The 25441-nt window shown below is 45.6% G+C and carries 23 protein-coding genes; 2 read left to right on the top strand and 21 right to left on the bottom strand.

The genetic code is table 11. From position 1 onward, the window contains the following. Nucleotides 1-33: 33 nt before the first annotated feature. From GON05_RS30875 to metH, 10 genes are all read right to left on the bottom strand, one after another. Entirely contained in the window at nt 34-1917 is a 1884-nt protein-coding gene (locus GON05_RS30875) for a hypothetical protein (RefSeq protein WP_157324715.1), read from the bottom strand. 11 nt (nt 1918-1928) lie between these two features. Further along, the gene (locus GON05_RS30870) at nt 1929-2477 is read right to left on the bottom strand and encodes a PulJ/GspJ family protein (protein ID WP_157324713.1); all 549 of its coding nucleotides are present in this window, start codon (nt 2475-2477) and stop codon (nt 1929-1931) included. After that, the gene (locus tag GON05_RS30865; RefSeq protein ID WP_157324712.1) at nt 2461-3024 is read right to left on the bottom strand and encodes a type IV pilus modification PilV family protein; all 564 of its coding nucleotides are present in this window, start codon (nt 3022-3024) and stop codon (nt 2461-2463) included. The genes GON05_RS30870 and GON05_RS30865 overlap by 17 nt, the downstream gene beginning before the upstream one ends. A gap of 212 nt (nt 3025-3236) precedes the next feature. Continuing rightward, nucleotides 3237-4232 carry a metal-dependent hydrolase gene (locus tag GON05_RS30860; RefSeq protein WP_157324710.1) on the bottom strand — a complete coding sequence of 332 codons (996 nt, stop codon included), beginning with the start codon at nt 4230-4232 and terminating at the stop codon, nt 3237-3239. A 32-nt stretch (nt 4233-4264) separates the two neighbouring features. Continuing rightward, complete coding sequence (locus GON05_RS30855; protein WP_157324709.1) at nt 4265-5212, bottom strand: lysophospholipid acyltransferase family protein; 948 nt, start codon at nt 5210-5212, stop codon at nt 4265-4267. 16 nt (nt 5213-5228) lie between these two features. Beyond that, nucleotides 5229-5999 carry a GNAT family N-acetyltransferase gene (locus tag GON05_RS30850; protein ID WP_157324707.1) on the bottom strand — a complete coding sequence of 257 codons (771 nt, stop codon included), beginning with the start codon at nt 5997-5999 and terminating at the stop codon, nt 5229-5231. 160 nt (nt 6000-6159) lie between these two features. Next, nucleotides 6160-6849 carry an LrgB family protein gene (locus tag GON05_RS30845; protein ID WP_127451683.1) on the bottom strand — a complete coding sequence of 230 codons (690 nt, stop codon included), beginning with the start codon at nt 6847-6849 and terminating at the stop codon, nt 6160-6162. Then, entirely contained in the window at nt 6839-7222 is a 384-nt protein-coding gene (locus GON05_RS30840; protein WP_246239595.1) for a CidA/LrgA family protein, read from the bottom strand. The genes GON05_RS30845 and GON05_RS30840 overlap by 11 nt, the downstream gene beginning before the upstream one ends. Nucleotides 7223-7474: 252 nt before the next feature. Further along, the gene (gene rnz / locus GON05_RS30835) at nt 7475-8404 is read right to left on the bottom strand and encodes a ribonuclease Z (RefSeq protein WP_181646361.1); all 930 of its coding nucleotides are present in this window, start codon (nt 8402-8404) and stop codon (nt 7475-7477) included. A gap of 109 nt (nt 8405-8513) precedes the next feature. Next, nucleotides 8514-11951, bottom strand: coding sequence for a methionine synthase (metH, locus tag GON05_RS30830; protein WP_157324705.1), 3438 nt, complete (start codon nt 11949-11951; stop codon nt 8514-8516). 217 nt (nt 11952-12168) lie between these two features. On the opposite strand from metH, the gene GON05_RS30825 reads away from it, so the two are divergent. Beyond that, a complete protein-coding gene (locus tag GON05_RS30825; protein WP_157324703.1) occupies nt 12169-12708 on the top strand; it encodes a 1,2-dihydroxy-3-keto-5-methylthiopentene dioxygenase in 540 nt (179 codons plus the stop codon). A gap of 76 nt (nt 12709-12784) precedes the next feature. Here GON05_RS30825 and GON05_RS30820 read toward each other — a convergent pair whose 3' ends face one another. The 3 genes from GON05_RS30820 to GON05_RS39495 all read right to left on the bottom strand — a co-directional run bounded on the left by GON05_RS30820 (nt 12785) and on the right by GON05_RS39495 (nt 14329). Further along, nucleotides 12785-13576 (bottom strand): HAD family hydrolase, encoded by a 792-nt coding sequence (locus GON05_RS30820; protein WP_157324870.1) that lies wholly within the window; start codon nt 13574-13576, stop codon nt 12785-12787. Between the two features lie 43 nt (nt 13577-13619). Then, complete coding sequence (locus tag GON05_RS30815; protein WP_157324701.1) at nt 13620-13802, bottom strand: DUF896 domain-containing protein; 183 nt, start codon at nt 13800-13802, stop codon at nt 13620-13622. A gap of 140 nt (nt 13803-13942) precedes the next feature. Further along, entirely contained in the window at nt 13943-14329 is a 387-nt protein-coding gene (locus GON05_RS39495; protein WP_246239593.1) for a LysM peptidoglycan-binding domain-containing protein, read from the bottom strand. Between the two features lie 153 nt (nt 14330-14482). Between GON05_RS39495 and lexA the strand changes: the two genes are divergently transcribed. Continuing rightward, entirely contained in the window at nt 14483-15100 is a 618-nt protein-coding gene (lexA, locus tag GON05_RS30805; protein ID WP_127451671.1) for a transcriptional repressor LexA, read from the top strand. Between the two features lie 317 nt (nt 15101-15417). On the opposite strand, the gene GON05_RS30800 is transcribed toward lexA, so the two are convergent. From GON05_RS30800 to GON05_RS30765, 8 genes are all read right to left on the bottom strand, one after another. After that, the gene (locus GON05_RS30800) at nt 15418-16656 is read right to left on the bottom strand and encodes an aminopeptidase (protein ID WP_157324699.1); all 1239 of its coding nucleotides are present in this window, start codon (nt 16654-16656) and stop codon (nt 15418-15420) included. A gap of 97 nt (nt 16657-16753) precedes the next feature. Beyond that, nucleotides 16754-18094 (bottom strand): type I glutamate--ammonia ligase, encoded by a 1341-nt coding sequence (glnA, locus tag GON05_RS30795; RefSeq protein ID WP_309491814.1) that lies wholly within the window; start codon nt 18092-18094, stop codon nt 16754-16756. 38 nt (nt 18095-18132) lie between these two features. Then, nucleotides 18133-18543: a MerR family transcriptional regulator gene (locus GON05_RS30790; RefSeq protein WP_127451665.1), complete on the bottom strand. Its 411-nt coding sequence runs from the start codon at nt 18541-18543 to the stop codon at nt 18133-18135. Nucleotides 18544-18639: 96 nt separating this feature from the next. Then, the gene (locus GON05_RS30785) at nt 18640-19860 is read right to left on the bottom strand and encodes a methionine gamma-lyase family protein (protein WP_397369852.1); all 1221 of its coding nucleotides are present in this window, start codon (nt 19858-19860) and stop codon (nt 18640-18642) included. A 32-nt stretch (nt 19861-19892) separates the two neighbouring features. Further along, nucleotides 19893-21221 carry a GTPase HflX gene (hflX, locus tag GON05_RS30780; protein WP_157324696.1) on the bottom strand — a complete coding sequence of 443 codons (1329 nt, stop codon included), beginning with the start codon at nt 21219-21221 and terminating at the stop codon, nt 19893-19895. A gap of 184 nt (nt 21222-21405) precedes the next feature. After that, the gene (gene efeB / locus GON05_RS30775) at nt 21406-22677 is read right to left on the bottom strand and encodes an iron uptake transporter deferrochelatase/peroxidase subunit (protein WP_157324694.1); all 1272 of its coding nucleotides are present in this window, start codon (nt 22675-22677) and stop codon (nt 21406-21408) included. A 23-nt stretch (nt 22678-22700) separates the two neighbouring features. After that, nucleotides 22701-23861 carry an EfeM/EfeO family lipoprotein gene (locus GON05_RS30770; RefSeq protein ID WP_157324693.1) on the bottom strand — a complete coding sequence of 387 codons (1161 nt, stop codon included), beginning with the start codon at nt 23859-23861 and terminating at the stop codon, nt 22701-22703. 28 nt (nt 23862-23889) lie between these two features. Then, a complete protein-coding gene (locus GON05_RS30765) occupies nt 23890-25371 on the bottom strand; it encodes an FTR1 family iron permease (RefSeq protein ID WP_157324692.1) in 1482 nt (493 codons plus the stop codon). Nucleotides 25372-25441 lie beyond the last annotated feature (70 nt).

The following is a 25441-nucleotide window of genomic DNA, read 5'->3' as shown; positions in this document are numbered from 1 at the left end:
CATATTGGGACAGCCTCTTTTTTATGATTTTCATTATTTAAACTCCGTCACTTGCTTTTTCTTCCCTACAGTCAAGCCTACCTTAGAAACACGTGGTAAACCAGCGTTCTGATTCTCAAAAATCTTACTGTTATAATCAATGATTAGACGCGACAGATTCTCCGAGTTAATTAGCGATTGATTTTCCATTTCAATGCTTTCTACTTGGCCTATAACATTCCCTCGAATAGCATTGACCGTTAGGTTACCTTTGGCAAAAAAACCGCCATATACCCAAAATACGGAGCCTACCCCATAGATCGTCGCATCACTGTCCGTATAGAAAAAAGCATTTAAAATTGGAGGATTATCTTCATGCGTCTTCTCCGGTTTGTTTCCAGCTGACTCCGAATTATACTTAAAAGGTTGCTTAATATCACGAAACGAATTGACACGATATATATCAATAGCACCTTTTGAAATAAGAACTAACTCTTTCTCCTCACCATCTGGATCCTTCAATCCTAAAATAGAAGCATCCACTATCTCTGTTTTGCCTAACGTATAGATGGTAGAATCCATATTAACAGTGTTATGTATAGATAAATTTCCTGTGACCAGTATATTAGCTCTTATGTCAAGTAGGCTCTTATCTGTACTCATATTATTAATCGTTAAATCACCATTTACGATGAACCAGCTGCTTTTATTTAAATTAAGAGGCTTGGGGTTTTTCACACTTTCTCTGTAAAGTAATTGACTGAATACCTCGCCGCCATCTATCGTTAAATTGCCATTATACATTATCGTATTCTCAAGTTCGGATGAAAACAAAGCCGTAAGATTTCTTTTCTTTTCCTCGTATGCGGCATACGCAGGAGCATTAGCAGGATCAGGCTCTACTTCATCCAGTGGATCAATAACCTCAATCAATGGACGCAAGTAGTTCGTCAGACTCTCTCGTGACAACAACGCCGTCTTCACGTTCGTTCTTTGGAAATCTGGATCTAACTTGTTTTTCCCGATGGCCTGAATCATTTTATCCACGAAGGCTTCGTTGACTTCAATCCCTGCGAATTTGCTCTGGTCCTTGACATGTATATTCGCCGGATCCGTGCTAGTCAGCACCTCTTTGATTGTTTTTACGCCCTCTCCCTCTTCTTCACTAATACTTTTATAACCACTATTGCTGTTGCCGACATTCACGAGTGTGTCACATTGCGGACTGGTTTGAGAAGATGTTGCGCTTACTGTTTCACAATAATAAGCATTTAACCCGTCCCCGGATGCATTCTTTTGAACGTAGGCGCTTCCCTCCAATTTCGGGAATTTCGTCGACTGATATAACGGCGTACCAAGGTACAAATATTCAGCTTCATTTTTGACCTTTAAAGCTTCTCCCGCATAAATATCCCCGATGATATAAGGCGATCCATTAATCAGCACAGTTCCTTCCGAACCCATCGCATATTTCAGTGAATCTGGAAACGTGTCCAAAAAAAGATCCTGGGTAAGTCGACGCGTGACATTATTCACAGTAGCTTCAGCATCAATCGTAATTTTATAATTCAGCGAGCTGTCCTCTTTTTTATTTTCTATGAATTCGATACGATGTATTTTCCCTCTGGCTGCACCAACATCTTGATCCAATAAAGTACTGGTCGCTCTCCCATTTAACTTCACTGTAATGTCATCCAACCTATTTTGAACTTCATCAATATTAACGCCATCCTGACTTTCAAAATCGGACATGATATAAGCAGCAGCCTCATTCAATGCCTTCTCAGCCAAATGCAGACTTTGAACATCCTTTTGCTTCGTCTCCGTTCTTGTTGCCCCACCTATGCTTGCACTCAACACAGCCAAACCTAATATCGAAAAAATAAGAACCATAAATAAAACTAACAGCAATGCTGAACCGCGTTCCTCGCGAAACATGCTACTCCTCCTTAGAAACCGAACTGGCTTTGCAGTTTAAGCTTGTGGTCTCTTCCTTTAGAAGTCTGACTTAATTCCAATGTGACATTAATAAGCCCGTTCGTACATCCATTTGTACAGCTGTTAATGTGAATCATAGAATCGCTCATAACTTGAGATTTTAATTCTATAGCACTACTGGCCGTTTTCTGATCGTTATAGATGTAAACTTTATGGTCCGTGTTATCAATAACGACATGACTAACTGAATCATGCACAACATTATTTTTATCTGTTGTTTTTATATGCATCAAAATGCCATTTTCCGTTTCACGGTTCGTGCTGAAATTCTCAACGGTTTCGGGGCCTTGTGTATAAAACTCACTCATAATCGCCGACATAATGATATCGCCTTCATCACGTAGGGAATTCTCGACAGTTACTCGATCATAAGCTTTGAAACCGAAATTAATCACCCCATAAATGGATCCAGCTATTAAAGAGAAAATGCTTAAAGCAGCAATGAGCTCGACCAGTGAGTAACCCTCTTGCTCTTTGATGCTGTTAACGAATCGACTCATTAGCAATATAGCCCTCCACAATGACAGGTTTATTTCTTCCGTTATTCACGTTGTTATCTTTGACACTCACTTCAACATGAATAGGCAGCAAATAATTCGCCATCCCTTTTTTGACAGGATCTTTTTCTAACTCTTCTGTTAATTTATCTTGATAAGACACAGATATTTGATATTCAATATCGTTCACTTTGGGATTAAGCACATCCCAGAGGAGCTTCATATTCGGGTTTAGAAATAAATTTTGCAAATCAGGTTTATCACAAATATTTCTAGTACAACCCTCAGACGAAATAACACTATTTTTTTGTATTTTCGTACTAGGATCAATAAAATAATTATGAATCGTTGCATAGTTCTGCTTCTCCATATAAAACAAAGCGTTCCTAGCCAAATTCACCATCACCGTCTTATTCTGATTCCCTTTGTTATACGACATCGCGTTTATGAAAAACGCCAGCATCGCCATGGAAGCCACAGACAATATGACCGTCGCAGCCAAAACCTCTATCAGCGTAAATCCCTCTTCACGGGGCTCTCTTCTACTCATCTCATGTGCTCCTAAGATTAATAATTTCAACCTGTCACGCATCTGCAAATATAGGACTTTTAATATAGGACTATTGTACCATATTTTCGACTCCGATCACTAATTTCCTGCATAAAAAATGACAATCAAAGCTCAATTTGTGTCTCTTTCCCGAAATGTCAAAAAAGCCTCACTCCCTTATAGGAGCAAGGCTTCTTAAGCTATTCTCGACCTTAGACATAGGGCGGATCCCACGCCTTTTTATCCCATCCCAACGTGTCGCTGACCACATTCATATCGCGATCCAGATGAACATTGACCCCAAAAGGCAGCTTGCGTTGATGCCAGAATCGGACATCTCGCCACTGCACTTCATAGCCGTCCGTTTTCTCAGTCCAGCACACATGAATGCGCTGCGCGAAGTGCAAGAAGGCACGGACGCCATCCGTTGCCAGGGTAGCTTGCACGATCGGATGTGACTGTTCCTGGTTATAGTCAATTTTGCTATATTCCACTTCCGTCACGACAGAACCATCCCGAATTTCGCCCAAGTAAAACCGCGTATCGCTTTCGATGACGAATTGCCAACGGAACCAACTGAGACTGGGGATGAGATGGCAGATCCCGTCTTCTAGATTCAGTTCCTTTTTCACCAATTTGACAAATCGTTTCCGCTGTTCGCTCCGAATGGCAATGTAAAAGAAAGTCGCCACGTAAATCAGCGCGAACATCTCCCCGATATGAAGCCCCCCGCTGCCGTGCCAAACAAATATCCAGATAAGGACGCCAACGGTATGCAGAACGAACAGGAAAGGCTCGTAAAGACAGAGGGTATCGAGATGATGCCATTTGGAAGAGAACGGGCGGAGACACTGCACGCCATATACGTTAAATAAGTCTAAGAACACATGAAAAACAACGGCCAACAAAGTCCACATATACAAGCTAAAGAAATGATCCCATACCCCAAAGACAGCTGCAAGAGGCAAACTGAGCACAATCGGCCAAATAAATAATGCCGGCAAGGAATGGGTAATTCCTCGATGAACACGCAAATAGTTCGTATACCCTTTGATTCTAGCGATCGTGTCAAAATCAGGGGCATGCGATCCAATGAGCGTTCCGGCCAGAATTGCATGGGTCAAATTCGGATCTTGCGATACGACAGGCTCCAAACAAGCAAGGCCTGCTAAGGTGACGCCGAACAATAAATGGCTTCCTGTGTCCATGTGTCAATCACCCATCCTTTGTCATATGTGTGCTATCCTACTTCAGATGATGTCGTTTGATCAGCATTTGTGACAGATGTTTCTTCCCAACGTTCATGCACATTGAACCAATAAAACCAAGAACCCGGCTGCTCCCGGATGACCCGCTCCATGAACCCATTCAACTGCAGGTTTACCTCGGCGCGTGCGATACGCCCGGATAGTTCATCTTGCAGTTCAAAAGGCGAACCAAAGATGAGCTTGTGGTTGAATCCGCGGATGCGATGCCCGTAGAATGGTACAATGGGTATTCGCAAATCATGAGCAAGCATTGCCGCACCTTCAGGCGTGCGAGTCAATCTCCCGAAGAAACGGGATAACGGAAAGGAAGCGCGCCAGAAGTCTCCTAGCAGAAAAACGACTCCACCGTTCTGCAAATGCTTTTTTAAAGTCCGATACAGCTCCAGAGGAGGAACGCTGTCATAATCCAGTCCCTTGCAGCCCATGGCAGCAAATTTCAGATAAAGCGGTCTAAGCTCCTGACTGCCTGCTGAAGCAACGGTCAGACAATCATATTTCCGGGTCAAATACCAGTAGTAGTAAAAAAAGTTGCCCATATGCGGCGTATAGACGATAAAACCCTTTCCGTTCGATCGGCTTTGAGCTTCTCGGAGGTTCTCTTCGCCCTGCACATCGAAATGATGCGTTTGCAATTTTAACAGTCGCTTAGATAAGAAAAGAATCTCAACAAGCGTAAACACAACATTTTCCATATAATTCTTGGAAGTCGCACGAATGGCTCGTTTCGGCATGTCATCAAGTAAATCGGCAATATTATGCTCCACACGTCTAACTAAGCTATTACGCAAAGCAGCATGACCGGCAAAAGAGATAAACGCACACACCGCATGCAAAACCCAAAGCGGAATGATTCGCAGCCTGTGTTCGATACGCGCCAGTTTCTGTTCATCTGAAGTTAGTTTGGCGATCCAATCATACAAAGCAAATCCTCCTTGCCTACGTTGTTAGAAAATGGCGTTTGTACCGTCTTGTAACCCGCTCTTTTTCCAAAATGATAAAAAAATCAACGGTCTCAAAAAGCTCATCATACGCCGGATCGCCGCCAATTTCAGCACCGAGCCATTGATAACCCTTCATGAGTGGGGGCAGCTTACGAAACACATCTTTCTCATTGCATTCAACTTCCAAACGAGCAAGCCCAGGTATCCGGTGGGTGGATAGCGGTTCGATACCGTATCGGTTAGTAATAACCTGTTTTTGAAGCAGCATCGTATAAATGAGATTTAAATCCTCTAAATTGCTCATATGTACACTAGCGCAGCCAATCAAATGAGTGTAATTTCGCTCCGTAATATAACCGGCAATGCCTTCCCATAAAAGCTGAATTGCTTTCCCGCCGCGATACTCCGGTGCAATGCAGCTGCGCCCCAGCTCCAGCGTCTGTTTTTTATACGCGGTATAAGCCGCTAAATTAAATTCGGTCTCAGAATAAAAGCCTATGCCTTGAAGGGCACGATCTCCTGGAAGCAGACGGTAAGTCCCTACAACCTGATCTGTGTCTAAATCTTTCACAATGAGATGATCACAGTACGCATCATAAGCGTCTTTTTCAAGACCTTCCTCATTGAGCATTCGCATGTTTTTCTCTTCTTCAACGAAAACCTGATACCTTAGTCTCATGGCCTGCTCAATTTCATCTGCGCTGCTTGCAAGCCTAACTGCTAGTTTGGCCTGCTGAGGCGCCGTATTCAGAAGGGGTCCACTCATCTTCTTCACGCCTTTCTACTGGATTCTCACTGTTCCATCGTAGCAGAGGTTTATTATGGTTTCGTTTTCGTATTGTAAAAAAATTGTAATGTTTGGAAAATGAAAATAAACCGCATTCGCCATTTAGACGAAATACGGTTTATCCTGTTCATTTACAAAGTCATTGGAGCCAGTAATAGATTGGTATGAATAAAATGGATGTCATGATGCCACAGATCGCCATGGATAGTCCGGCAAAGCCGCCCTGCTGCTCTGAATCTTTAACGACTTTCGCTGTCCCAATGCCATGTGCGGCCGTCCCTAAAGCAATCCCGATGGAGATGTCGTCTCTTATCTTCAGCCAATTCAACAATCGCGTGCCAAACATACTGCCAAACAAACCCGTCATCGTCGTCAGAACGGCCGTAAGCTCCGGTATCGCCCCTAACCGCGTAGCGATTTCAATCGAGATTGGCGAGCTAACCGACTTAGGCAACATACTAAGAATAATTGACTGGCTGCCGCCAAGGAGTCCAACAATAGCTGCGCTCGATGCTATGCCGGTGATGGATCCAGCGAGCACGCTAAGCATGACGCGTTTTAAATTGGACCGGATTAAGGATCTGTATTTATACAGCGGGACACCTAAAGCAACGGTTGCCGGTCCAAGAAGAAGAGTGAGAACATCTGCCCCTCTTTTAAAATCTTCAAAAGGAATTCGAAATCCAACTAAAATAAGAATAATAAGTCCTGTACATACAAAAAGCGGATGCATAAACCGCCATCGCTGATACATCACATTAGCGAACGCATAAATCAGAACACTTAATGATAAACCGAATAAGGGGTTCTGCAGCATATTACCCGCCATATTTTTCCCCTTCCTTACCTAGCTTGGAGGATACCCATCCCGTAACGATTAGAACGACTGCCGTTGCACCGATGATACCACCGACAATCGCAACCAGATTGGCGCCAATAATAGGCAGAAACAAGAGAATACCAACCGTATAGGGGATAAAAAAAAGCATCATATGCCTGGTCATCAGCGACGCGGCGTCTTCCACCCATTCAAGTTTAATCAGCTTAGCGAATAAAGCCGCTGTAAATAGCATGAGCCCGATCACGTTGCCAGGTAGCGGCAGGTGCAGGCCCATTTGGATCACATACCCTATGAAATTAAAAGCCAATAAAATTGCAAAACCAAGCATATTGTCTCCCTTTCCGCTCAAAAACCAGTTCATCCAGAATCTTTATAAGCATTTCTTATTTCCCTTAACATAACATAAAAAATCGAGGACATAAAGATAGAAAGCAGTATTTCTGCTGCTGGAATCCCCATTTATTCACCTCAGTCTACACACCTTTTGGATAGTGTATGAGCAAGAATTACGAAAATGACTTTTTCCGACGGATGGACACGACTAACCGGATAAAAAAAGAGACTATCCGTTCGGCCATCACTGACCTTCCGAAATAGTCCCATTCCATGCTCCCTAACCTTTTCGAGGCACATCAAAACTCCAAAAATCTTTGGCAATGTGGCTGTTGCTATGATGATGCTGCGCTTCTTGCAGCAGTTCCAGCACAGCGTCCCCTTGGTAGCGCGAACTAATATGCGTCATGATCAAAGCATTCGCTCCTGCTTCCTGCGCAATCCGTGCCGCATCCGTTGATGTCGCATGATCGAAAGAATAAGCTAGTTCCTGCTTATCCATGGCGAATGTAGCCTCATGTACAAGCACATCGGCGCCTCGTGCCAAAAGCTGTGCTCCACTGCAGTAGCGGGTATCGCCGAGAATGACGACGATGCGTCCGGGAATCGGCGCACCCAGGAAATCGGCGCCATGCAGCGTGCTCCCATCTTCAAGCTGAACCGTCTGCCCTTGCTTAAGCTTCCCGTAGATCGGCCCGGCAGGGATACCTAGCGCCGTCAGCTTATCCAACATCAGCTTCCCGGGTTGGTCCTTCTCGATGATCCGATAACCGAAACATTCGATGCGATGCTCCAAACGCGCAGTCTCCACCAAGAAGGTGTCATCTTCGAACAGGAGTCCCTCCTCTTCGATTTCCACAATCTTCAACGTATAAGTCAAATGCGCGCCGCTAACTTCAAGAGCCGTGTCAACGAATCGTTTGAGCCCTGGAGGACCAAACATCGTAAGCGGTGTATCGCCACCCAAATATGAGCGGCTGGTTAACAAGCCTGGCAATCCGTATAAATGATCTCCATGCAAATGTGTGATGAACAGCATCTCCGTACGTCCAAGTTTCACTGGAGAGTTCATAATTTGCTGTTGGGTGCCTTCACCACAGTCAAATAACCAATAGGTTCCCCGTTCATCCAGCAAGTTAAGAGCAATCGATGTGACATTGCGCTGCTTGGAAGGCATGCCTGCCCCTGTTCCCAAAAAATATAGTTCCACGTTCCAAAACCCCAATCTCTCTGAAAATCACTGTTGGTAACACGGAAAGCGAGGTCGCTGCTGAACATGGTGTTCGAGCAAGCTGCCTCGCTTTATGCCATAACTTTTCTTAGCCTACATTGAAATAACGCGCTTCTTTGTGGGCGAACACGATAGCCGATACCGACGCTTCCGGCTCCATCATGAATGACTCTGTCAGCTCAACGCCAATATCTTCCGGTTTCAGAAGATTAAACAGCTTGGCTTGATCTTCGAGATTCGGACATGCCGGATAACCAAATGAGAATCGTTGGCCAATGTATTTGGCACCGAATCTCTCCTGCATCGTCATATCGACACGATCCGCGATTCCCCATACATCCCTCATAATATGGTGGATACGCTCTGCAAAACCTTCCGCTACTTCCAGTGCAGTCGCTTGCAGCGCGTGAGATTTCAAGTAATCTCCTTTGTCGCGCCATTCCTTAGCCAGCTCATTAATATCATGCCCAGCTGTCACAAGCAAGAAGCCTACATAATCCATCTGACCGCTCTCTACGGACTTCAAATAGTCAGCAAGGCACAAATACGGCTCTTTATCCTGACGCGGGAATGTGAAGGTCTCAAGAACCTTGCTATGATCTTGTGGATCGTAGACAATAACATCATTTCCGCTGGATTGCGCCGGGAAGAAGCGGTACATACCATGCGCTTTAATGATCCCGTTATTTTGAGCCGCGTACAGAATGGAATCGACCGTATCTTTAAGCTGCATGGCCTTCGCATCCCGATCACTAAGCAGGGCTTCAACCTTCCCTTTGAGACCGAGATGATGGCCGAGCAGCATTTGCATATTCACATAAGGCATGAGATGGCTAATTGGGTAATCTCTCATGATATGACGTTCTGTATCTTGCGGCACTTGTACAGGCAAATCCTTGGATACAGCCGACGAACTCACGCGCGTAAGCTGCGGCAGTTTCTCTTCCTTCTTGCCTGTATCCATGACATCGGATTCCAGATTTTCTCTTAGTTCTTGGATGAGACGTTTACGCTGCTCAGGATCGCTTAACCGGTTGGCAATATCCAGACCGTCCATGGCATCCTTCGCGTAGAGAACAACACCTTCGTACTCCGGTTGAATACGCGTTTTGGTGAATTTCCGTGTCAGCGCGGCGCCACCAACCAGAATCGGCACATCTACACCTGCAGTACGCAAATCCTGAGCGGTAATAACCATCTGTTGAGCGGATTTTACCAATAGACCCGATAAACCAATTGCATCTGCGTTTTCTTTGCGTTGTGCATCAATAATTTGCTCAGGCGGTACTTTGATTCCAAGGTTTACAATTTTGTAGCCATTGTTCGACAAAATAATTTCGACCAAATTTTTACCGATATCATGCACATCACCTTTAACGGTTGCCAAAATAATTTTACCTTTGACAGCCGTTTCAGATTTCTCCATAAAAGGTTCCAAATAACTAACGGATGCTTTCATGACCTCAGCGCTTTGAAGTACTTCAGCAACAATCAATTCATTGCCATTGAAAAGGCGGCCTACTTCTTCCATCCCTCTCATAAGTGGTCCATTAATGACTTCAAGAGGCGAATAAGTTTGCAGTGCAATTTCCAAATCTGGAATTAACCCTTCCTTCGTACCTTCCACCACATAAGAACCAAGGCGCTCTTCCAAGGTCAGATTGGAGATCTTCTCCTTCTTCTCGACCTTCTTCTCACGGAAATGAGCGACAAATTTCGCCAAGGTGTCATCATTCGTATTGTAAATCAGTTCCTCAGCCAGTTGACGCTCTTCCTCTGAAATAGAGGCATAACGCTCCAACTTCTCTGTGTTCACAATCGCATAATCAAGACCGGCTTTCGTACAATGGTACAAATAAACCGAGTTCAACACTTCGCGTCCAGCATCCGGCAAACCGAATGAAATATTACTCAAACCAAGAATGGTTTTGGCTCTTGGGTATTTCTCTTTAATCAGCTTGATTCCCTCGATCGTTTCAACAGCAGAACCGATGTACTGCGGATCCCCAGAGCCGACAGGGAACATATTCGGATCAAAAATGATATCCTCCGGATTCATCCCGTATTTCTCGGTTAGCAGCTCATATGCTCTAGTTGCGACCTCAATTTTCGCTTCACGCGATACAGCCTGGCCTCGTTCATCAATGAGAATACAAACAACAGCTGCGCCATATCGATGAATAAGAGGTAAAATCCCGGCAAATTTCGATTCGCCATCCTCCAGGTTAATGGAGTTGATAATCGCTTTACCTTGCGAGTATTTAAGTCCCAACTCGATAATGTGATCATACGTGGAGTCAATCATCAAAGGCACCTTCACCTTTTTGACCACCTGCTGCATGAACTCTTCCACCGCGTAAGCCTCATCAATATCTGTATCCTGCAAGTTGATATCGATGATGTGTGCTCCGTTTTTCACTTGATTACGGGCAATTTCTGAACCTTCTTCAAATTTGCCTTCTTTAATCAAGCGTTTGAATTTACGCGATCCCGAAATATTCGTACGTTCACCGACCATGATGGGGCGGTTCTCAGGTTCGATAAATAAGGTTTCAATCCCCGAAACAGCGGGTAAATGTGTCCCATATTCCGTTCTAGGTTTATACTCGCTAAGTGTTTCTGCCATAGCACGAATGTGCTCAGGAGTTGTTCCACAGCATCCGCCGGCAATATTAAGCCAGCCCTGCTCGGCAAAACCGGCCATTTTCTTGGCCAAGGATTCCGGCGATTCATGATAATGACCATTCTCATCCGGCAATCCGGCGTTCGGATAACAGCTGATGGCGGTCTCCGCAATCCCCGCTAGCGTTCGAATGTGATCCCGCATGAACTCAGGGCCCGTAGCACAGTTCAATCCCATAGAAATAGGTTTCAAATGTTCAAGTGAAATATAGAAAGACTCGATATTCTGCCCGGCTAGCGTTGTACCCATTGGTTCAATCGTTCCCGAAATCATAATCGGCAGCTCGAAGCCTAACTTTTCGAAAGCTCTGCGAATCCCAATGCTTCCCGCTTTAACGTTCAGTGTATCTTGCGACGTTTCCAGAAGAATCGCATCGACCCCTGCTTCACATAAAGCTAAAGCTTGTTCATAGTAACTATCTTCCAATTGGTCGAACGTAACGCCACCTGTTACTGATAAGGTTTTGGTCGTTGGCCCCATAGCCCCTACGACATATCGCGGCCATTCCGGCGTTGAATATTTGTTCGCTGCCTCGATTGCCAGCTTGGCTGCAGCGAGATTCAACTCGCGATGACGGTCTTGCAAATCATATTCGGCAAGAACTACACTTGTCGTTCCGAACGTATTCGTTTCTATCATATCCGCGCCTGCGGCGAAATAAGCTTCATGAATCTTACGAATCACATCCGGGCGTGTTACGCATAGAATTTCATTACAGCCGTCTAAATCATCGCCTCCGAAATCTTCAGCTGTTAAATTCTCTTGCTGAATCATGGTACCCATGGCGCCATCGAGGATCATGATCTTTTTCTTTAGCTGTTCTTGAATCGGTGGTTTAGACATGAAATGACTCCCTTTCAACTTATCCTGAAGCGATAAATAATAAATAATCGACAAATTATGTTAAGATTTAGTGTAACAGAATACGGCTTCTATGAAAAGATTTTGAATTATCATAAAAACCTATAGGATTTATCGGGTAAACTTATGATCATGCATCGACAGCGCACACCATTTCCACTATAATACAAGTATATTTACTAAGAAAGAGGGATGCTGCATGGCACAAATTAGAATTCGCAATACGAATGAACGAATCGAAGGCGAAGAGCAAGTCAAAGCCTTCTTGGATAGCCAAGAAGTTGTATATGAACATTGGGATGCGAACAAGCTTCCTGAAGCACTGCGCGAGAAATTCGTACTGAATGATGAAGAAAAAGCTCAAATCATCAGCACGTATGAGCCGGAAATCCGTGATTTGGCGGCTAGACGCGGTTACGAAATCTGGGATGTAATCTCCCTTTCCGATGCTACACCGAATATTGAAGAACTGCTTAAGAAATTTGAGCAAGTTCATACACACACAGAAGATGAGATTCGCGCTATCGTTTCCGGTAAAGGGATCTTCATCATTAAATCCGAAGAACTTGGCTATTTCGATGTTGAACTTGAGCCAGGGGATGTCATTTCGGTTCCTGAGAACACGAACCACTTCTTTACACTGATGGATAATCGTCAAATCGTTGCCGTACGTCTTTTCATTGAAAAAGATGGATGGGTCGCTTATAACGTGGAAGATCCAGCTTTCATCAAAGCCTAATACTTTATCTTAGAAGAAAGCCCAACAGCGCAGGACATCTTGTCCAAACCGCCGTTGGGCTTTTCGTTATGCAGTATTAAGCATTAGCGATAATCGGTAAAACTTCCTCTAAACGCGATACCTCATTCGCAGGAACAATCTCATCTCCACTTTGTAGTCCATGATGATTGATCCAAATATTGCGCATACCTACACGTCCGGAACCAAGAATATCCGTCGTCAGTTTATCACCGATCATAATCCCTTCTTCCGCATGAATTCCCAGAAGTTCCAGCGCATGGTGGAAAATAGAAACATCCGGTTTACCCACTCCAAATTCCCCGGAAATGACAATATGATCGAAATAGGACGTAATAGCTGACACACCAGCTAATTTTTCTTTTTGAAGATCAGGTGATCCGTTTGTTAGGAGAAGCAGCTTGTACTTACCCTTCAATGCGTCCAGCACACGGAAAGTTTCTTCATAAACGTAGGGACGATTGCGTCGTTCAGCAGGAAAAAGCTCGCCCAGCTTGTACCCCAGCTCTGCATCTTCTACGCCTAACGCGCGAAGCCCGCGAGTCCACGCTTCCGTGCGATAACCTGGTGCTAGTGCCTCCAATTTGCGAAAATTCTCATTTTCACCTTGTGTGAAATTAGCCCAAAGCCCTTCAAATGGATTAATGCCAATCATTTTGGTGAATGGAAAAGGTTCATAGGATTCGTATAAAGCACGAGCTTCTTTACGAACAGCGGCTTCCAATTCTTCCGGATTCACTGCCGCGTGTTTCGCTGCTTCCGCGCAAGTTGCTTCAAAAGCTTCTTGTACACTGCGGTCATCCCACAAAAGCGTATCATCTAAATCAAAAAGTACAGCCTTCAACGTCATCATTCATTTCCCCTTTGAATGTTGTTTCTATGTGAAAAAGCAACTACTCTTCGTCCGTGAACTTGATGGAATCAAGTTGAACTTTAAGATTGCCTCGGAAAGCCTCAATATATTTTTTTCTCAATTCATTTCGTTCATCGATTTCCGCATCCGATAAGCCAACGGTTTTCGCTTTACGAGCAAGCTCATTAATGCGTTCGATGGTTTTGTCCATACTGTCACTCATAGTGATCCTCCAGTTCAAAAATTCAATATGACTATTACTTTGCCATCCCTCTAGTGGAATGTCAAGAAAACAGCAAAAAGAGGCATAGGAATAATTCCTGGCCTCTATTCGTCTATTTCCATTCTATAGGAAAGTAATGATTAAGGGAGCAATAAAACCTGTCCTTCTTTCAAGGCACTCGTAGTTAAATGATTTTTCGTCTTAATCTCATCTATATAAGAACGAATGTTCTCTCCGTCTTTCTTATGAGCAGTCGCAATACCCCAGAGCGTGTCCCCCTCTTGAATGACAACTTGCTCCTGGACAACTTTCTTAGTTTCAACGTGATTGGATACACTGCCCGTCGGCGAAGACGCCGCCGCATAAGCTTGTACCATGGCACCGAATGAGAACACAGTCCCCAGAATTAATGCAATAAAAAGAAATCGAATGATTGTTTTCGTATTACGTGATTTGGTTGCAATCCCTTTGGACGCGGCAGTTGATCTATGAGGCGTGCGTGAATTGGTAGTGTGTGAGTAGGCCATATACATGAATAATCATCCCCCAAACATTTGTTCTGTTTTTAGAATAACACGAACACATGTTTGAGTCAACGATTTATTCGAACTTATGTTTGTACGAACTCGGGTTCTATGTTATACTTTGGGTAATGATTCCCAGTATTGGAGTGATAACTATTGAGTAAGATTTCGCAGCGTCAACAAGCTATTTTAGAATACATTAAGAACGAAGTGAAAGATAAGGGTTACCCGCCTTCCGTACGCGAAATCGGCGAGGCTGTCGGACTAGCCTCCAGTTCAACCGTACATGGTCATTTGGAGCGTCTTGAGAAGAAAGGTTTGATTCGTCGTGATCCAACCAAACCTCGCGCTATCGAGATTCTTGGCTTAGACGGTGCCGAGACTCATTTCGCTGTTTCCGTTGCACGCGTACCACTCGTAGGTAAAGTTACCGCCGGTGTGCCAATTACGGCGACAGAGAACATCGAAGACTACTTCCCTCTTCCAGTCAGCATGGTCGGAGATAACAATGTGTTTATGCTTAGCGTCATGGGAGACAGTATGATCGAAGCCGGCATACATAACGGAGATTATGTCATCGTCAAGCAGCAGCAAACAGCGAACAATGGTGACATCGTTGTCGCGATGACGGAAGACGACGAAGCGACGGTCAAGCGTTTTTACAAAGAGAAGGATCATATCCGCCTTCAACCGGAAAACTCAGCTTTGAAGCCGATTCTACTGAAAAATGTTACGATTCTAGGCCGAGTCATCGGATTATTCCGCGATATGTAAGAATAAGAAGGACCGTCAGGTGGATCTGCCTGATGGTCCTTTTTAGGTGCGCGCGAATCCAGCTAAGGATCCACGAAACAGGATAAGGGAACTGTAGTACTCTATTTGGAGAAAAATAGCCATTGTAATCTCGAAGAGGAACTACAGGCCTTTATTTGACGTCCAACAATCGTCCTATCAGTGAAATCAACAAAATAGCGAACTGTAGATCCCCTTACCTAGTGGATAATGTGCTTCTTCTGGCAAATAAGGGACTATAGTTCCCCCTATAAAGACAAAAAACCGAAGGACAATTCGTCCCCCGGTTTTCTTACGAATCAAAATGCAAGCGCCCAATTCCCCTGACGGAAAATAGGCTCCAAACTACCATCCTGAAGCACACCGTCAATCTCAAGATCAGCCGTCCCGATCATGAAGTCCACGTGGATCAGACTTGTGTTCCCGCCTCTTACTTTCAGCTCCTCGTTGGATAAAGAAGCCCCATCCTTCATATTGATTGGATAACAGCTGCCCAAAGCAAGATGGCAGGAGGCATTTTCATCAATACCTGTATTATAAAAAATCCGTTTTAGATTGGATATCGGTGAATCATAGGGAACAAGCGCGACTTCGCCTAAATAACGAGCGCCTTCGTCCATTTCCAATAACCTGGTCAAATGCTCATGGCCGACCTCTGCCTTATAATCTACAACCTTGCCGTCTTCGAACTTGAACGAAAACTTATCGACCAATGCGCCATTCACATTCAGCGGCATGGTACTTGTTACCGTCCCGTTAACACCTGTCCGCTTGGGCATCGTAAATACTTCTTCCGTCGGCATATTCGCAACAAAGCGAATCCCGCTCGCGTTCGCTTTATCCCCACCAAGCCAAATGTGGCCATCTGGCAGCTCTACGCGCAGATCAGTCCCTGCAGCCCGGTACTGCAGCGCTGCATATTGTTTATCGTTCAGCACCTTGCGAACGCGCTTCAACTGCTCAATATGTGCACGCCATGCACTAACCGGATCGTTTTCATATACACGATTGAACCGAAAAATAGCGTCCCACATCGCATCCATCCGCTCTTCTTCAGGAAGATCCGCGTAAACTTTGGAAGCCCATGCAGTTGTCGGTGCTTTAATTAAGCACCAGCTGAACGTGCTCGTTCTTACGTATTTTTGATACTTAGAACGTGCTGTTGCCATCGCCTTGGAAGCTCTGGAAATCACACCAGGGTCAATACCGGCATACAAATCAGGATCTGGCACCTTAATATTCAGAAGTGCTCCGCCATTCTCAACAAAACGCTCCAACATATCCGTATACCACACCGGGTAGTAGTAGAGTGCATCATCATGAGCCGTTTCTAAGCGCGCACGCGTCAGGAAATCATCCTGCCAGTTCACCTGCACATAGTTCGCACCAGCCTCATAAGCTTTCTTAACAATTAGGCGCGTCAAGTCCAAGCATTCCATTGGTGACTCAATCATTAGGTCTTGACCTTTGGTCAAATTAACGCCAATTTTTACCACTAGTTCCGCATATTTCTCTAAGTTGACTAAAAAATTATCCATGAGTTCCTGCTCCTTCGCATGAAAAAGCCCATCAGTTCAGGACGTACCTGAATCATGACGGGCTATCTTATCTAATTTTCAAACATTGCTGATGATCTTAGTATAGGGATAGATATTGATCTCTCTCCCATTGGTGAACCTGGGTGCGATACATATCCCATTCGATTTCTTTGAGCTCATAGAAATGTGCTAAAGCATGTTCGCCAAGCGTATCACAAATCACATCATCGCGCAGCAGCTCGTCCAAAGCTTGTTTCAAGTTGAGTGGCAAGCTTGGGATGCCTTGGCTTTCTCTCTCTTCTTCCGTCATCACATAAATGTTGCGATCCGTTGGAGGAGGCAGCTGCATTTTGTTTTTGATGCCGTCCAGACCAGCTGCAAGCATAACAGCAAGCGCCAAGTATGGGTTCGCCGCTGGATCCGGATTACGAACTTCAACGCGCGTGCTTAACCCGCGGGAAGCCGGGATACGAATCATCGGACTACGGTTGCTCGCAGACCATGCGACGTAACAAGGTGCTTCGTAGCCAGGTACGAGACGTTTATAGGAGTTAACAGTCGGATTCGTAATCGCTGCAAAGGAACGGGCATGGCGAAGTACACCTGCCATATAATGTCTTGCAACATTACTTAAACCTAACTTGTCGGACTCATCGTAAAATGCGTTGGTTTCACCTTTGAATAAGGATTGGTGACAGTGCATACCTGAACCGTTCATGCCGAACAATGGCTTAGGCATAAAGGAAGCATGCAGACCATGCTGTCTGGCAACCGTTTTAACAACAAGTTTAAACGTTTGAATTTGATCAGCCGCTTTAATTGCATCCGCATATTTAAAGTCGATTTCGTGCTGACCAGGAGCTACTTCATGGTGAGATGCTTCAATCTCAAAGCCCATTTCTTCCAGCGTTAGCACGATATCGCGACGGCAGTTTTCACCAAGATCCATCGGAGCCAAGTCAAAGTATCCGCCTTGATCGTTCAGTTCAGTTGTCGGATTGCCTTTTTCATCGGTTTTGAACAAGAAAAACTCTGGTTCTGGACCAACATTCATCGCTGTGTAGCCCATTTCTTCCGCTTGCTTCAGCGCTGTTTTCAAAATAGCGCGAGGATCACCCGGGAATGGACGGCCATCCGGCAAGTAGATATCGCAGATCAAGCGAGCCACTTTGCTTTCCGTTACCCAAGGGAAGATCACCCATGTATCCAAATCCGGATACAGGTACATATCTGATTCTTCAATCCGCACATAACCTTCGATGGAAGAACCGTCAAACATCATTTTGTTGTCTAACGCTTTTTCAAGTTGGCTGAAAGGAATCTCAACGTTCTTGATACTTCCCATCAAGTCCGTAAATTGCAAGCGAATGAAGCGAACATTCTGTTCTTTAGCAATGCGCAAAATATCTTCTTTGGTATAGTTATTGTTGTAAGTCACGTTCATTCTCCTCTCATTTTACAAGCGCTTACGGAGTGTTATTTATAGAACCGGGAAAGCTGTCCTTGGATGAGGGAAACCTGATCCGGACGCTTGCCCCCGCCAATCAACTGCTGTTTAAGCATTTTGTGCAGTTGGGAGTCGGTTAGTTCCTTACGCTTAACTTCCGTATGCTCGTTCAAAATCGTAGCATCTTCCGAATCTTTATCGACTGGGATGAGCACCTGCTTGATCCCTGCGATGTTCACGCCTTTTTCAATCAAATCTTTAATTTCAAGTAGTCGTTCAACATCATTAAAGGAGTAGAGTCGTTGATTGCCGCCTGTTCTGGCTGGAATAATAAGCTCATGCTGCTCGTAATATCGAATTTGTCTTGCGGTTAGATCCGTCAGCTTCATGACGATCCCGATTGGGAATAACGCCATATTTCTACGTATTTCATCACTCATGCTAATCACTCCTGCAAAGTTAAGTAACTCTCCTATATTGTACCTAAGTAACAAAAACGTGTCAAGGAGTGTAAGGTTTGTTTACAGTCTTATTTTTCAAAGCAATCCCTTGTCTACCATATGTTGGATTGCCGTAAGCACCCCTAACTTACAATGTGAATAGGTAAGTCCTCCCTGCATATACGCGATGAACGGCTCGCGAATCGGAGCATCGGCGGACAGCTCCAGGCTGCCGCCCTGGATGAAGGTCCCGGCCGCCATAATGACGGGATGCTCATAGCCGGGCATATCCCACGGCTCAGGCACCACGTGCGAATCCACGGCAGCCGCTTTCTGGATGCCCTGCACGAACGTGATCAAATGATCCGCCGACGTGAAGCGAATCGCTTGGATTAAATCCGTCCGCTGCGCGTCCCAACGCGGATGGCTCTCGAAGCCTAGCTGTTCGAATACCGCACTTGCGAACACCGAGCCCTTAACCGCTTGCCCGACGAGATGCGGGGCAAGAAATAGCCCTTGAAACATGGCTCGCGTAGCACCGAGCATGGCACCAACCTCGCCCCCAATGCCAGGGGCGGTCAATCGATAGGCGGCGAGGTCCACGAGATCCTGCCGCCCGGCTATGTAGCCGCCAGATGGGGCTATGCCGCCTCCGGGGTTTTTGATCAGTGAGCCAGCCATGAGATCGACACCAACCTGTGTCGGCTCCTGCAGCTCGGTGAACTCCCCATAGCAATTATCGACGAAAACGATAAGATTAGGATTTACTTCTTTGACGAATCGGACCATCTCTCCGATTTGTTCGATTGTGAACGATGGCCGCCACGAGTAGCCGCGCGAGCGTTGGATACCGATCACCTTCGTGTTCGGCTGAATAGCAGCTGCGATAGCCGCCCAGTCGGGCGATCCGTCCTCCAGCAAGGCCACCTCATCATAGCCTATGCCGAAGTCCTGCAGCGAGCCTGTGCCGTCGCCAGGTTTGCCAATGACCTTATGCAAGGTGTCATAGGGCTTCCCTGTGATGTAAAGTAGATGTTCGCCTGGCCGAAGCACACCGAACAATGCAGTCCCAATCGTGTGGGTTCCTGACACGAAATGCGGACGAACTAACGCTGCCTCTGCCCCGAAGCTATCCGCATACACAAGATCGAGCACCTCTCTGCCGCGATCATTGTACCCATAACCGGTGGAGGAGGCGAAATGGTAATCACTTACTTTATGTTTCTGAAAAGCGCTGATCACTTTCCATTGATTCAGATCGATTGTTTTTTCAATGTGACGAAAAGCGCTTTCGACTTGGCGTTCAGCACTTTCCATCAACGACATGACTTTATCCCCAAATTGCATGATTAATAATTCTCTCCCTCGCTGTCCTCTTGCTGCCCTTGCTTCGCTTGCTGGTCATATGCAACCAGCTGATAAGCTACTTTTACATAATCATCTTTGTTCACACGGACTTTGAATATCATATCCTCGCCGTCCACATCCGTCTCAAGAACATCGCCGATTCGGTACATCAAAGAGATAACGTCTCCTTTATTAGCTGGAATGCGGAACTCTTTGCTCTCCCCCATCAGCTTCTCTTGAATAGCGATCCGCAGACGTTCCAAATCCGCTTGATCGAAAGCGCTGATCTTCAGAAACTCTCCTTCAGTCGTCAGCATTTCTCGCTCTTCCTGGGAACAAGCATCGATTTTATTGAAAATCGTAAGCTGTTCCTTCTGATGAGCACCAAGCTCCTGAAGCACCTCGCCTACGACGCGCATCTGTTCGTTGCGCATATCTGTAGAGCTGTCGACGACATGAAGAATGAGATCCGCTTCATTGGCCTCTTCCAAGGTAGCACGGAAAGAAGCTACAAGATCATGCGGCAGGTTTTGAATAAATCCTACGGTATCTGTAAGAACGATCTCTTTGCCGCTTGGCAGTTCCATCGTCCGTGATGTCGGATCTAAAGTAGCAAAAAGCTGATTCTCAATATAGACGTCTGCTTGCGTCAATTGTTTCAATAAGGTTGATTTACCGGCATTCGTATAGCCGACCAGGGCAACCTGAAACACACCGGTCTTTTTCCTGCGCTCCCGGTGCAGCGTACGATGTCGAACGACCTCTTCAAGCTGCGCCTTCAACTCGTCTATTCGCCCACGGATGTGCCGGCGATCTGTCTCCAGCTTGGACTCCCCGGGTCCTCTCGTACCAATACCGCCGCCCAGCCTGGAAAGGTTCTTCCCTTGGCCGGAAAGCCTTGGAAGCAAATAGCTGAGCTGTGCCAGCTCAACCTGGATAATACCTTCTCGCGTCTTCGCACGCTGCGCGAAAATATCAAGAATAAGCTGTGTGCGATCAATGATTTTGACGTCGAGAGCCGCTTCCAGATTACGGACTTGAGCCCCCGATAACTCTTGATCAAATATCGCCGTGTTGCCTCCCAGCTCTTCCAACATTGCTCTGAGCTCATCCACTTTCCCTTTACCAATGAACCATTTGCTATCCTTCGTCTCTTTGTTTTGCGTCATCGTTTCCAAAACCTGCACACCGGCGGTTTCAGCCAGTTTCACGAGCTCCTGCAGCGAATACTCGGCAATCGCTTCATTACGCTTCTGCTTCTGTGTGACCAGACTTACAAGCACAGCACGGTCATCGATTTCTTTTTCAACCATATGTGAAGTTGTTTTCATAAGTGATTGTTCTCCTTTACCTTGCACTTTCACGATTGAAATCCACTTAAATCGGCAGATTCCTTCATCATTGTGTAGGAAATGCTTGGGAAAGTCAATTTACTGTGAAGGAAAATTCAATTATAGCTATGATAATCAAAAAAAACCGAAAGGCACGTGGCCTTCCGGTATCTTTCCACAAATGTTACGCAAATAAACTTTGGCCTAAGTAGGAGCCTTTCGAAGGAACCCCGGGAAGCACGGCGAAATAACCGCCGCCTGTCGTATCCGTATAAGCTAGCATTTGATCGGGAAGCTTCGGATTCGTCAACCTTTTCTGGATCGATTCAAACTGCGTCTGAGTGTTCCGATTGAAACATACGAACAGCAGACCCGCGCTTAACCGTCCAACACTGTCTAGGTTCTCCATGAAATTATAGCCTCTTCGCAAAATACGTTCACGTTCCGAATTCTCGCCTGTGCGCGGATTCGAAAGGCGAATGTGGGAATCTAGTGGTGTAAACTTGCCTGAAGCATCTCCTTGGAAATTAGGCTGATCCATTTCCTTTTGGCCATCCAGCGGTGCCCCGGAAACTTTTTGACGACCTATAATGTCCTCTTGAGCAGCGTACGTTTGTTGATCCCAAGTTTCAATTCGCATTTGAATGCGGCGCACGACCATGTAAGTTCCGCCGGCAAACCAGGAGGCACCATCAGCGCTATCTGCCCAAACGTTATTTTTCATAAATGTGTCATCATTCAAAGCCGGATTATTCGTGCCGTCCTTGAAACCGAACAGATTTCGCTTAGTACCTTGCGCCTTCACGCCTAACTGACCGGTTTGCTGCCAGCGCAAATGGGCAACGCCACGTGCAGCCTTGGCTAAATTCCGAATCGCATGAAAACAAACCATCGGATCGTCCGAGCAAGCCTGAATCAAAATATCGCCATGGGTTAATTGATCCTGCAAGGAGTCTTTATGAAAGATCGGCATCTCCGTTAAACCGGAAGGTTTACGTGAACGAAGTCCGAAACGATCGACACCTTCCCTTTCGAAAAGTGAGGCACCTACCGCGAAAGTAATCGTCAATTTCCCCGTATCTAATCCTATCTGCTCACCTGTATCCGTTGGAGGAAATTTGGCCTCTTGAGGCTCGGCTGCCAGCGGTTTACCTGCCATTAGCGTAGCCGCCATTTCCGTCCAATGCTGCAGGAGCTCTTTAAGCTCCTGCACATTCTCAGTCGTAACATCGAAAGCCGCCACATTGGCAAAGTTCTGAGCAGGCGTCACGACACCCGTTTGATGAGTGCCATAGAAAGAGATCGTTTCACTCTCAACATTGGCTTTGTTGGCATTCGCCTCTGCCGCATTAGGAACCGCTCCTTGCGCTTTCCCCAGCAAATCACCGAGCACGATTCCCGCTGCTCCAGCCGCAGTCATCCCCAAAAAAGCTCTGCGATTCATTTTATCCGCCATTGCCGCTTCTCCTCTCCGCTCGTTTATTTACTTAACGTTCCCGGCATTTTCACTAGAGGCTCTGCCAAAGCCTCCAATTTATTTTTCAAATCAACTTGTTTGGCTTGATCAAGTTTTCCAAAATCGTTCCACGTTGGTCCAACTGGCGACAGTGTGTTCATCGTATCTATGACAGCTGCCAAGCTTTTTGAAATTTTCTCATCTAAGGCTGCATCTTTCTTCTTCAGTTCACCTTTGACAAGATCATAAATCGCCTGGGCGCCTTCAACATTCGCTCGGATAACAGGCACGGTAGCCCCGCTCCAGCGCTCTTCTTCACCAGTAATTTTACTAGACTGCGCTTCCTCCATCAGTTCCCCAACACCAGCGATAAAGTCAGAAGGTTCGATTGTTGTCGCTGCGATTGCCTGCTGCATTTTCTTGCCATCTTCCAGTAAGCGGGCAGAGAATGGTTCAGCATCTTTTACATTCTTTTTCACAAAAAGCAAGTGCTCAATTCGGTGATACCCTGTAAATGCCGGATCTTTTTCGTTCTTGAAATCATCCACACGAGCATCCATCACGCCGTCCAACTCGCTGAACGTCTCGATAATAGGTTCAATTCTTTCATACGGCATACGGGACTGTCCATAAGCTTCCTGCGCTTTTTTCAGATCGCCGCTTTTCACTGCTGTATCAAGCTGTTCCAATAGGCTGACAAGTTGTTTCCCTTGATCTTGTACATATTTATTATAAGCTTTCGCTGCTTCTTGAAGCTCTTTGGAAGCCTCGATGACATCTTTATTGACGGCACCTTTATTCTCCGTAAAAGCTGTCGTTAACTCCGCCATCGCTGCTTTTGCGTTCGTGTTGAGTGCTGTTAATGTCGGATAATCCAACTTGTCTTGTTTCAAACCGGCTTCCAAAGGAATCAAAAATTTCTCCACTTTAAAATAGAGCTCCGGGAATTTCGGTTTCACTTCATCCTCAAAGCTGGCCCATTGATCTTCCAATTGCGTTGACAGCTTCTTCGCATCTTTAATTTTATTGGCATCTAATTGGCCTTTTAGTTGATCAATGCTTGTTAGGAGCGCAGCGGAACCTTCTTTAAAAGGCACTTTCGTAACTTCCGCTGTTTCCGTTTTTCCGCAGCCTGCGAGTACTAGCGTTGTTGCTGCCGCTAAAATAATAAGTTTCTTTTTCATGAATGAGTGCCCCTTTTCGATTAAAAAATTATTTATAGACCGTACGATTCTTGTTTTGAATCAGTTTCAGACGTTCCCAGATGACGGTGAACAATGCCGCTATGAGAAGAATAAATTGTGGAATCGCACTCTCTAATGTCGGATAAAGAGCAACGAAATCCCAACTAGGCAGCCAAGATGCCGTCGTAGCTGGCAGATAACCGGCTAGCTGCAAACCGTGGACGCCCATACCGGCAAACTTGAAGCACAGATAAAATACGAAAAAGCTTGAAACTAGGAAGAAAGGCCGCATCGGAATACGCAAGCCGACTTTTAAAATAAGGAAGGCCACAATAATCAGAATGACTACACCAATGGCGATGCCGCTGACCAAAGAGGTCAATGAAATCGAGGATGCCATTCCGATCATGAAGAGAACCGTCTCCGTGCCTTCGCGGAATACTGCCAGGAAAGCCAGCAAGCTTAATGAAACCAAGCTCCCTGTCGCTAGCGCTTTGACGCTCTGATCTCTTATGTACTTCTGCCAGTTCGAAATGCTTGACTTGCTGTGCAACCAATAACTCATATATAGCAGCATAACCGCAGCGAAAATGCCGGTACATCCAGCAATTAAAAAGTTGTTATTGCCAAAAGCGCTAGCTGAGAACAGCTGCTGAACGACGATGCCAAGAGCGATACTTACCAATAGTCCGCCGAGCACCCCGTACCAAATCCATTGTTTTTTATCACTATGACCCGATTTATTTAGAAACCCGAGCAGGGCAATAACGACTAGCAGAGCTTCTAGCCCTTCTCGCAGCAATATCGTCGTTGCATCCAACATGGTGTATCTGGTTTTGGCAGCTAACGGATTCAGATCTGCATGCATACGTGCAATCGTTGCTGAAGCTTCATTAACTTGAGCAGGCGACGCAGACAGCTGTGCATAGGCTGTGACCATGTCTCTTTCCATGGATGTATAAACAGCGGAAGACTGTGTAAGAACAATCCCCTCAATCTGCAGCCAAGAATCTCGAAGCATTTGAATACTGGCCGAAGCCCCTTCCACATCGTTCTCTTTTAACTGTCCGGCTGCTTTGTCCAAAAGTGCGACCAGATCAGCAACCGATACTTGGCCTTCGCCCTTTGAAGCTTGACCAAAAGCATCCAAATTCCCTTCGATAAAGTTCTTATTTAGCGTGTGAAGCTCTTTCAAGCCCGTTAGAAGCTTTTGCTCATCGATGGGCTGCTTTACCGTTTGAAAGGACACTTCACCCATCGCCTGCTCAATCTTCTGATAAGCTGCAAGCGAACGTTCCTTCACGCCACCTTCATAAGACAACCAGTTCATTTGAAACGTATCGAACAGTTTGGAAGCCTCTTCCACCTTCCCGCTCTCTGCAGCTTGGATAGCACGCACAATACTCTCGTCTTCTTTCGCGAGGTCATCCTCTGCTTTAGCGAAAACGGAAAAGGGGACCGTTAAAAATAAGACCAATGCGATCCAGCTAGCAATAAACATTTTAGGCATGATAGCAAAAGCCCTCCTTGGCCAATCAATCACCAATCCGGTTAAGACTGATAATCATTATCAAGATCTA

It is taken from the genome of Paenibacillus anseongensis, assembly GCF_009757995.1.
GTDB lineage: Bacteria > Bacillota > Bacilli > Paenibacillales > NBRC-103111 > Paenibacillus_E > Paenibacillus_E chondroitinus.
Note: the sequence above shows the minus strand (reverse complement) of the source record. Positions and strands in the feature narration are given on the sequence as shown.

What these genes read in the sequence shown, in the direction of transcription:
- GON05_RS30875 (WP_157324715.1), bottom strand. Translation starts at nt 1,917, where the DNA reads ATGTTTCGCGAGGAACGCGGTTCAGCATTGCTGTTAGTTTTATTTATG.
- GON05_RS30870 (WP_157324713.1), bottom strand. Translation starts at nt 2,477, where the DNA reads ATGAGTCGATTCGTTAACAGCATCAAAGAGCAAGAGGGTTACTCACTG.
- GON05_RS30865 (WP_157324712.1), bottom strand. Translation starts at nt 3,024, where the DNA reads ATGAGTAGAAGAGAGCCCCGTGAAGAGGGATTTACGCTGATAGAGGTT.
- GON05_RS30860 (WP_157324710.1), bottom strand. Translation starts at nt 4,232, where the DNA reads ATGGACACAGGAAGCCATTTATTGTTCGGCGTCACCTTAGCAGGCCTT.
- GON05_RS30850 (WP_157324707.1), bottom strand. Translation starts at nt 5,999, where the DNA reads ATGAGTGGACCCCTTCTGAATACGGCGCCTCAGCAGGCCAAACTAGCA.
- GON05_RS30845 (WP_127451683.1), bottom strand. Translation starts at nt 6,849, where the DNA reads ATGGCGGGTAATATGCTGCAGAACCCCTTATTCGGTTTATCATTAAGT.
- GON05_RS30840 (WP_246239595.1), bottom strand. Translation starts at nt 7,222, where the DNA reads ATGAACTGGTTTTTGAGCGGAAAGGGAGACAATATGCTTGGTTTTGCA.
- metH (WP_157324705.1), bottom strand. Translation starts at nt 11,951, where the DNA reads ATGTCTAAACCACCGATTCAAGAACAGCTAAAGAAAAAGATCATGATC.
- GON05_RS30825 (WP_157324703.1), top strand. Translation starts at nt 12,169, where the DNA reads ATGGCACAAATTAGAATTCGCAATACGAATGAACGAATCGAAGGCGAA.
- GON05_RS30820 (WP_157324870.1), bottom strand. Translation starts at nt 13,576, where the DNA reads ATGACGTTGAAGGCTGTACTTTTTGATTTAGATGATACGCTTTTGTGG.
- GON05_RS30815 (WP_157324701.1), bottom strand. Translation starts at nt 13,802, where the DNA reads ATGAGTGACAGTATGGACAAAACCATCGAACGCATTAATGAGCTTGCT.
- GON05_RS39495 (WP_246239593.1), bottom strand. Translation starts at nt 14,329, where the DNA reads ATGGCCTACTCACACACTACCAATTCACGCACGCCTCATAGATCAACT.
- GON05_RS30800 (WP_157324699.1), bottom strand. Translation starts at nt 16,656, where the DNA reads ATGGATAATTTTTTAGTCAACTTAGAGAAATATGCGGAACTAGTGGTA.
- GON05_RS30790 (WP_127451665.1), bottom strand. Translation starts at nt 18,543, where the DNA reads ATGAGTGATGAAATACGTAGAAATATGGCGTTATTCCCAATCGGGATC.
- GON05_RS30785 (WP_397369852.1), bottom strand. Translation starts at nt 19,860, where the DNA reads ATGGAAAGTGCTGAACGCCAAGTCGAAAGCGCTTTTCGTCACATTGAA.
- hflX (WP_157324696.1), bottom strand. Translation starts at nt 21,221, where the DNA reads ATGAAAACAACTTCACATATGGTTGAAAAAGAAATCGATGACCGTGCT.
- efeB (WP_157324694.1), bottom strand. Translation starts at nt 22,677, where the DNA reads ATGGCGGATAAAATGAATCGCAGAGCTTTTTTGGGGATGACTGCGGCT.
- GON05_RS30770 (WP_157324693.1), bottom strand. Translation starts at nt 23,861, where the DNA reads ATGAAAAAGAAACTTATTATTTTAGCGGCAGCAACAACGCTAGTACTC.
- GON05_RS30765 (WP_157324692.1), bottom strand. Translation starts at nt 25,371, where the DNA reads ATGCCTAAAATGTTTATTGCTAGCTGGATCGCATTGGTCTTATTTTTA.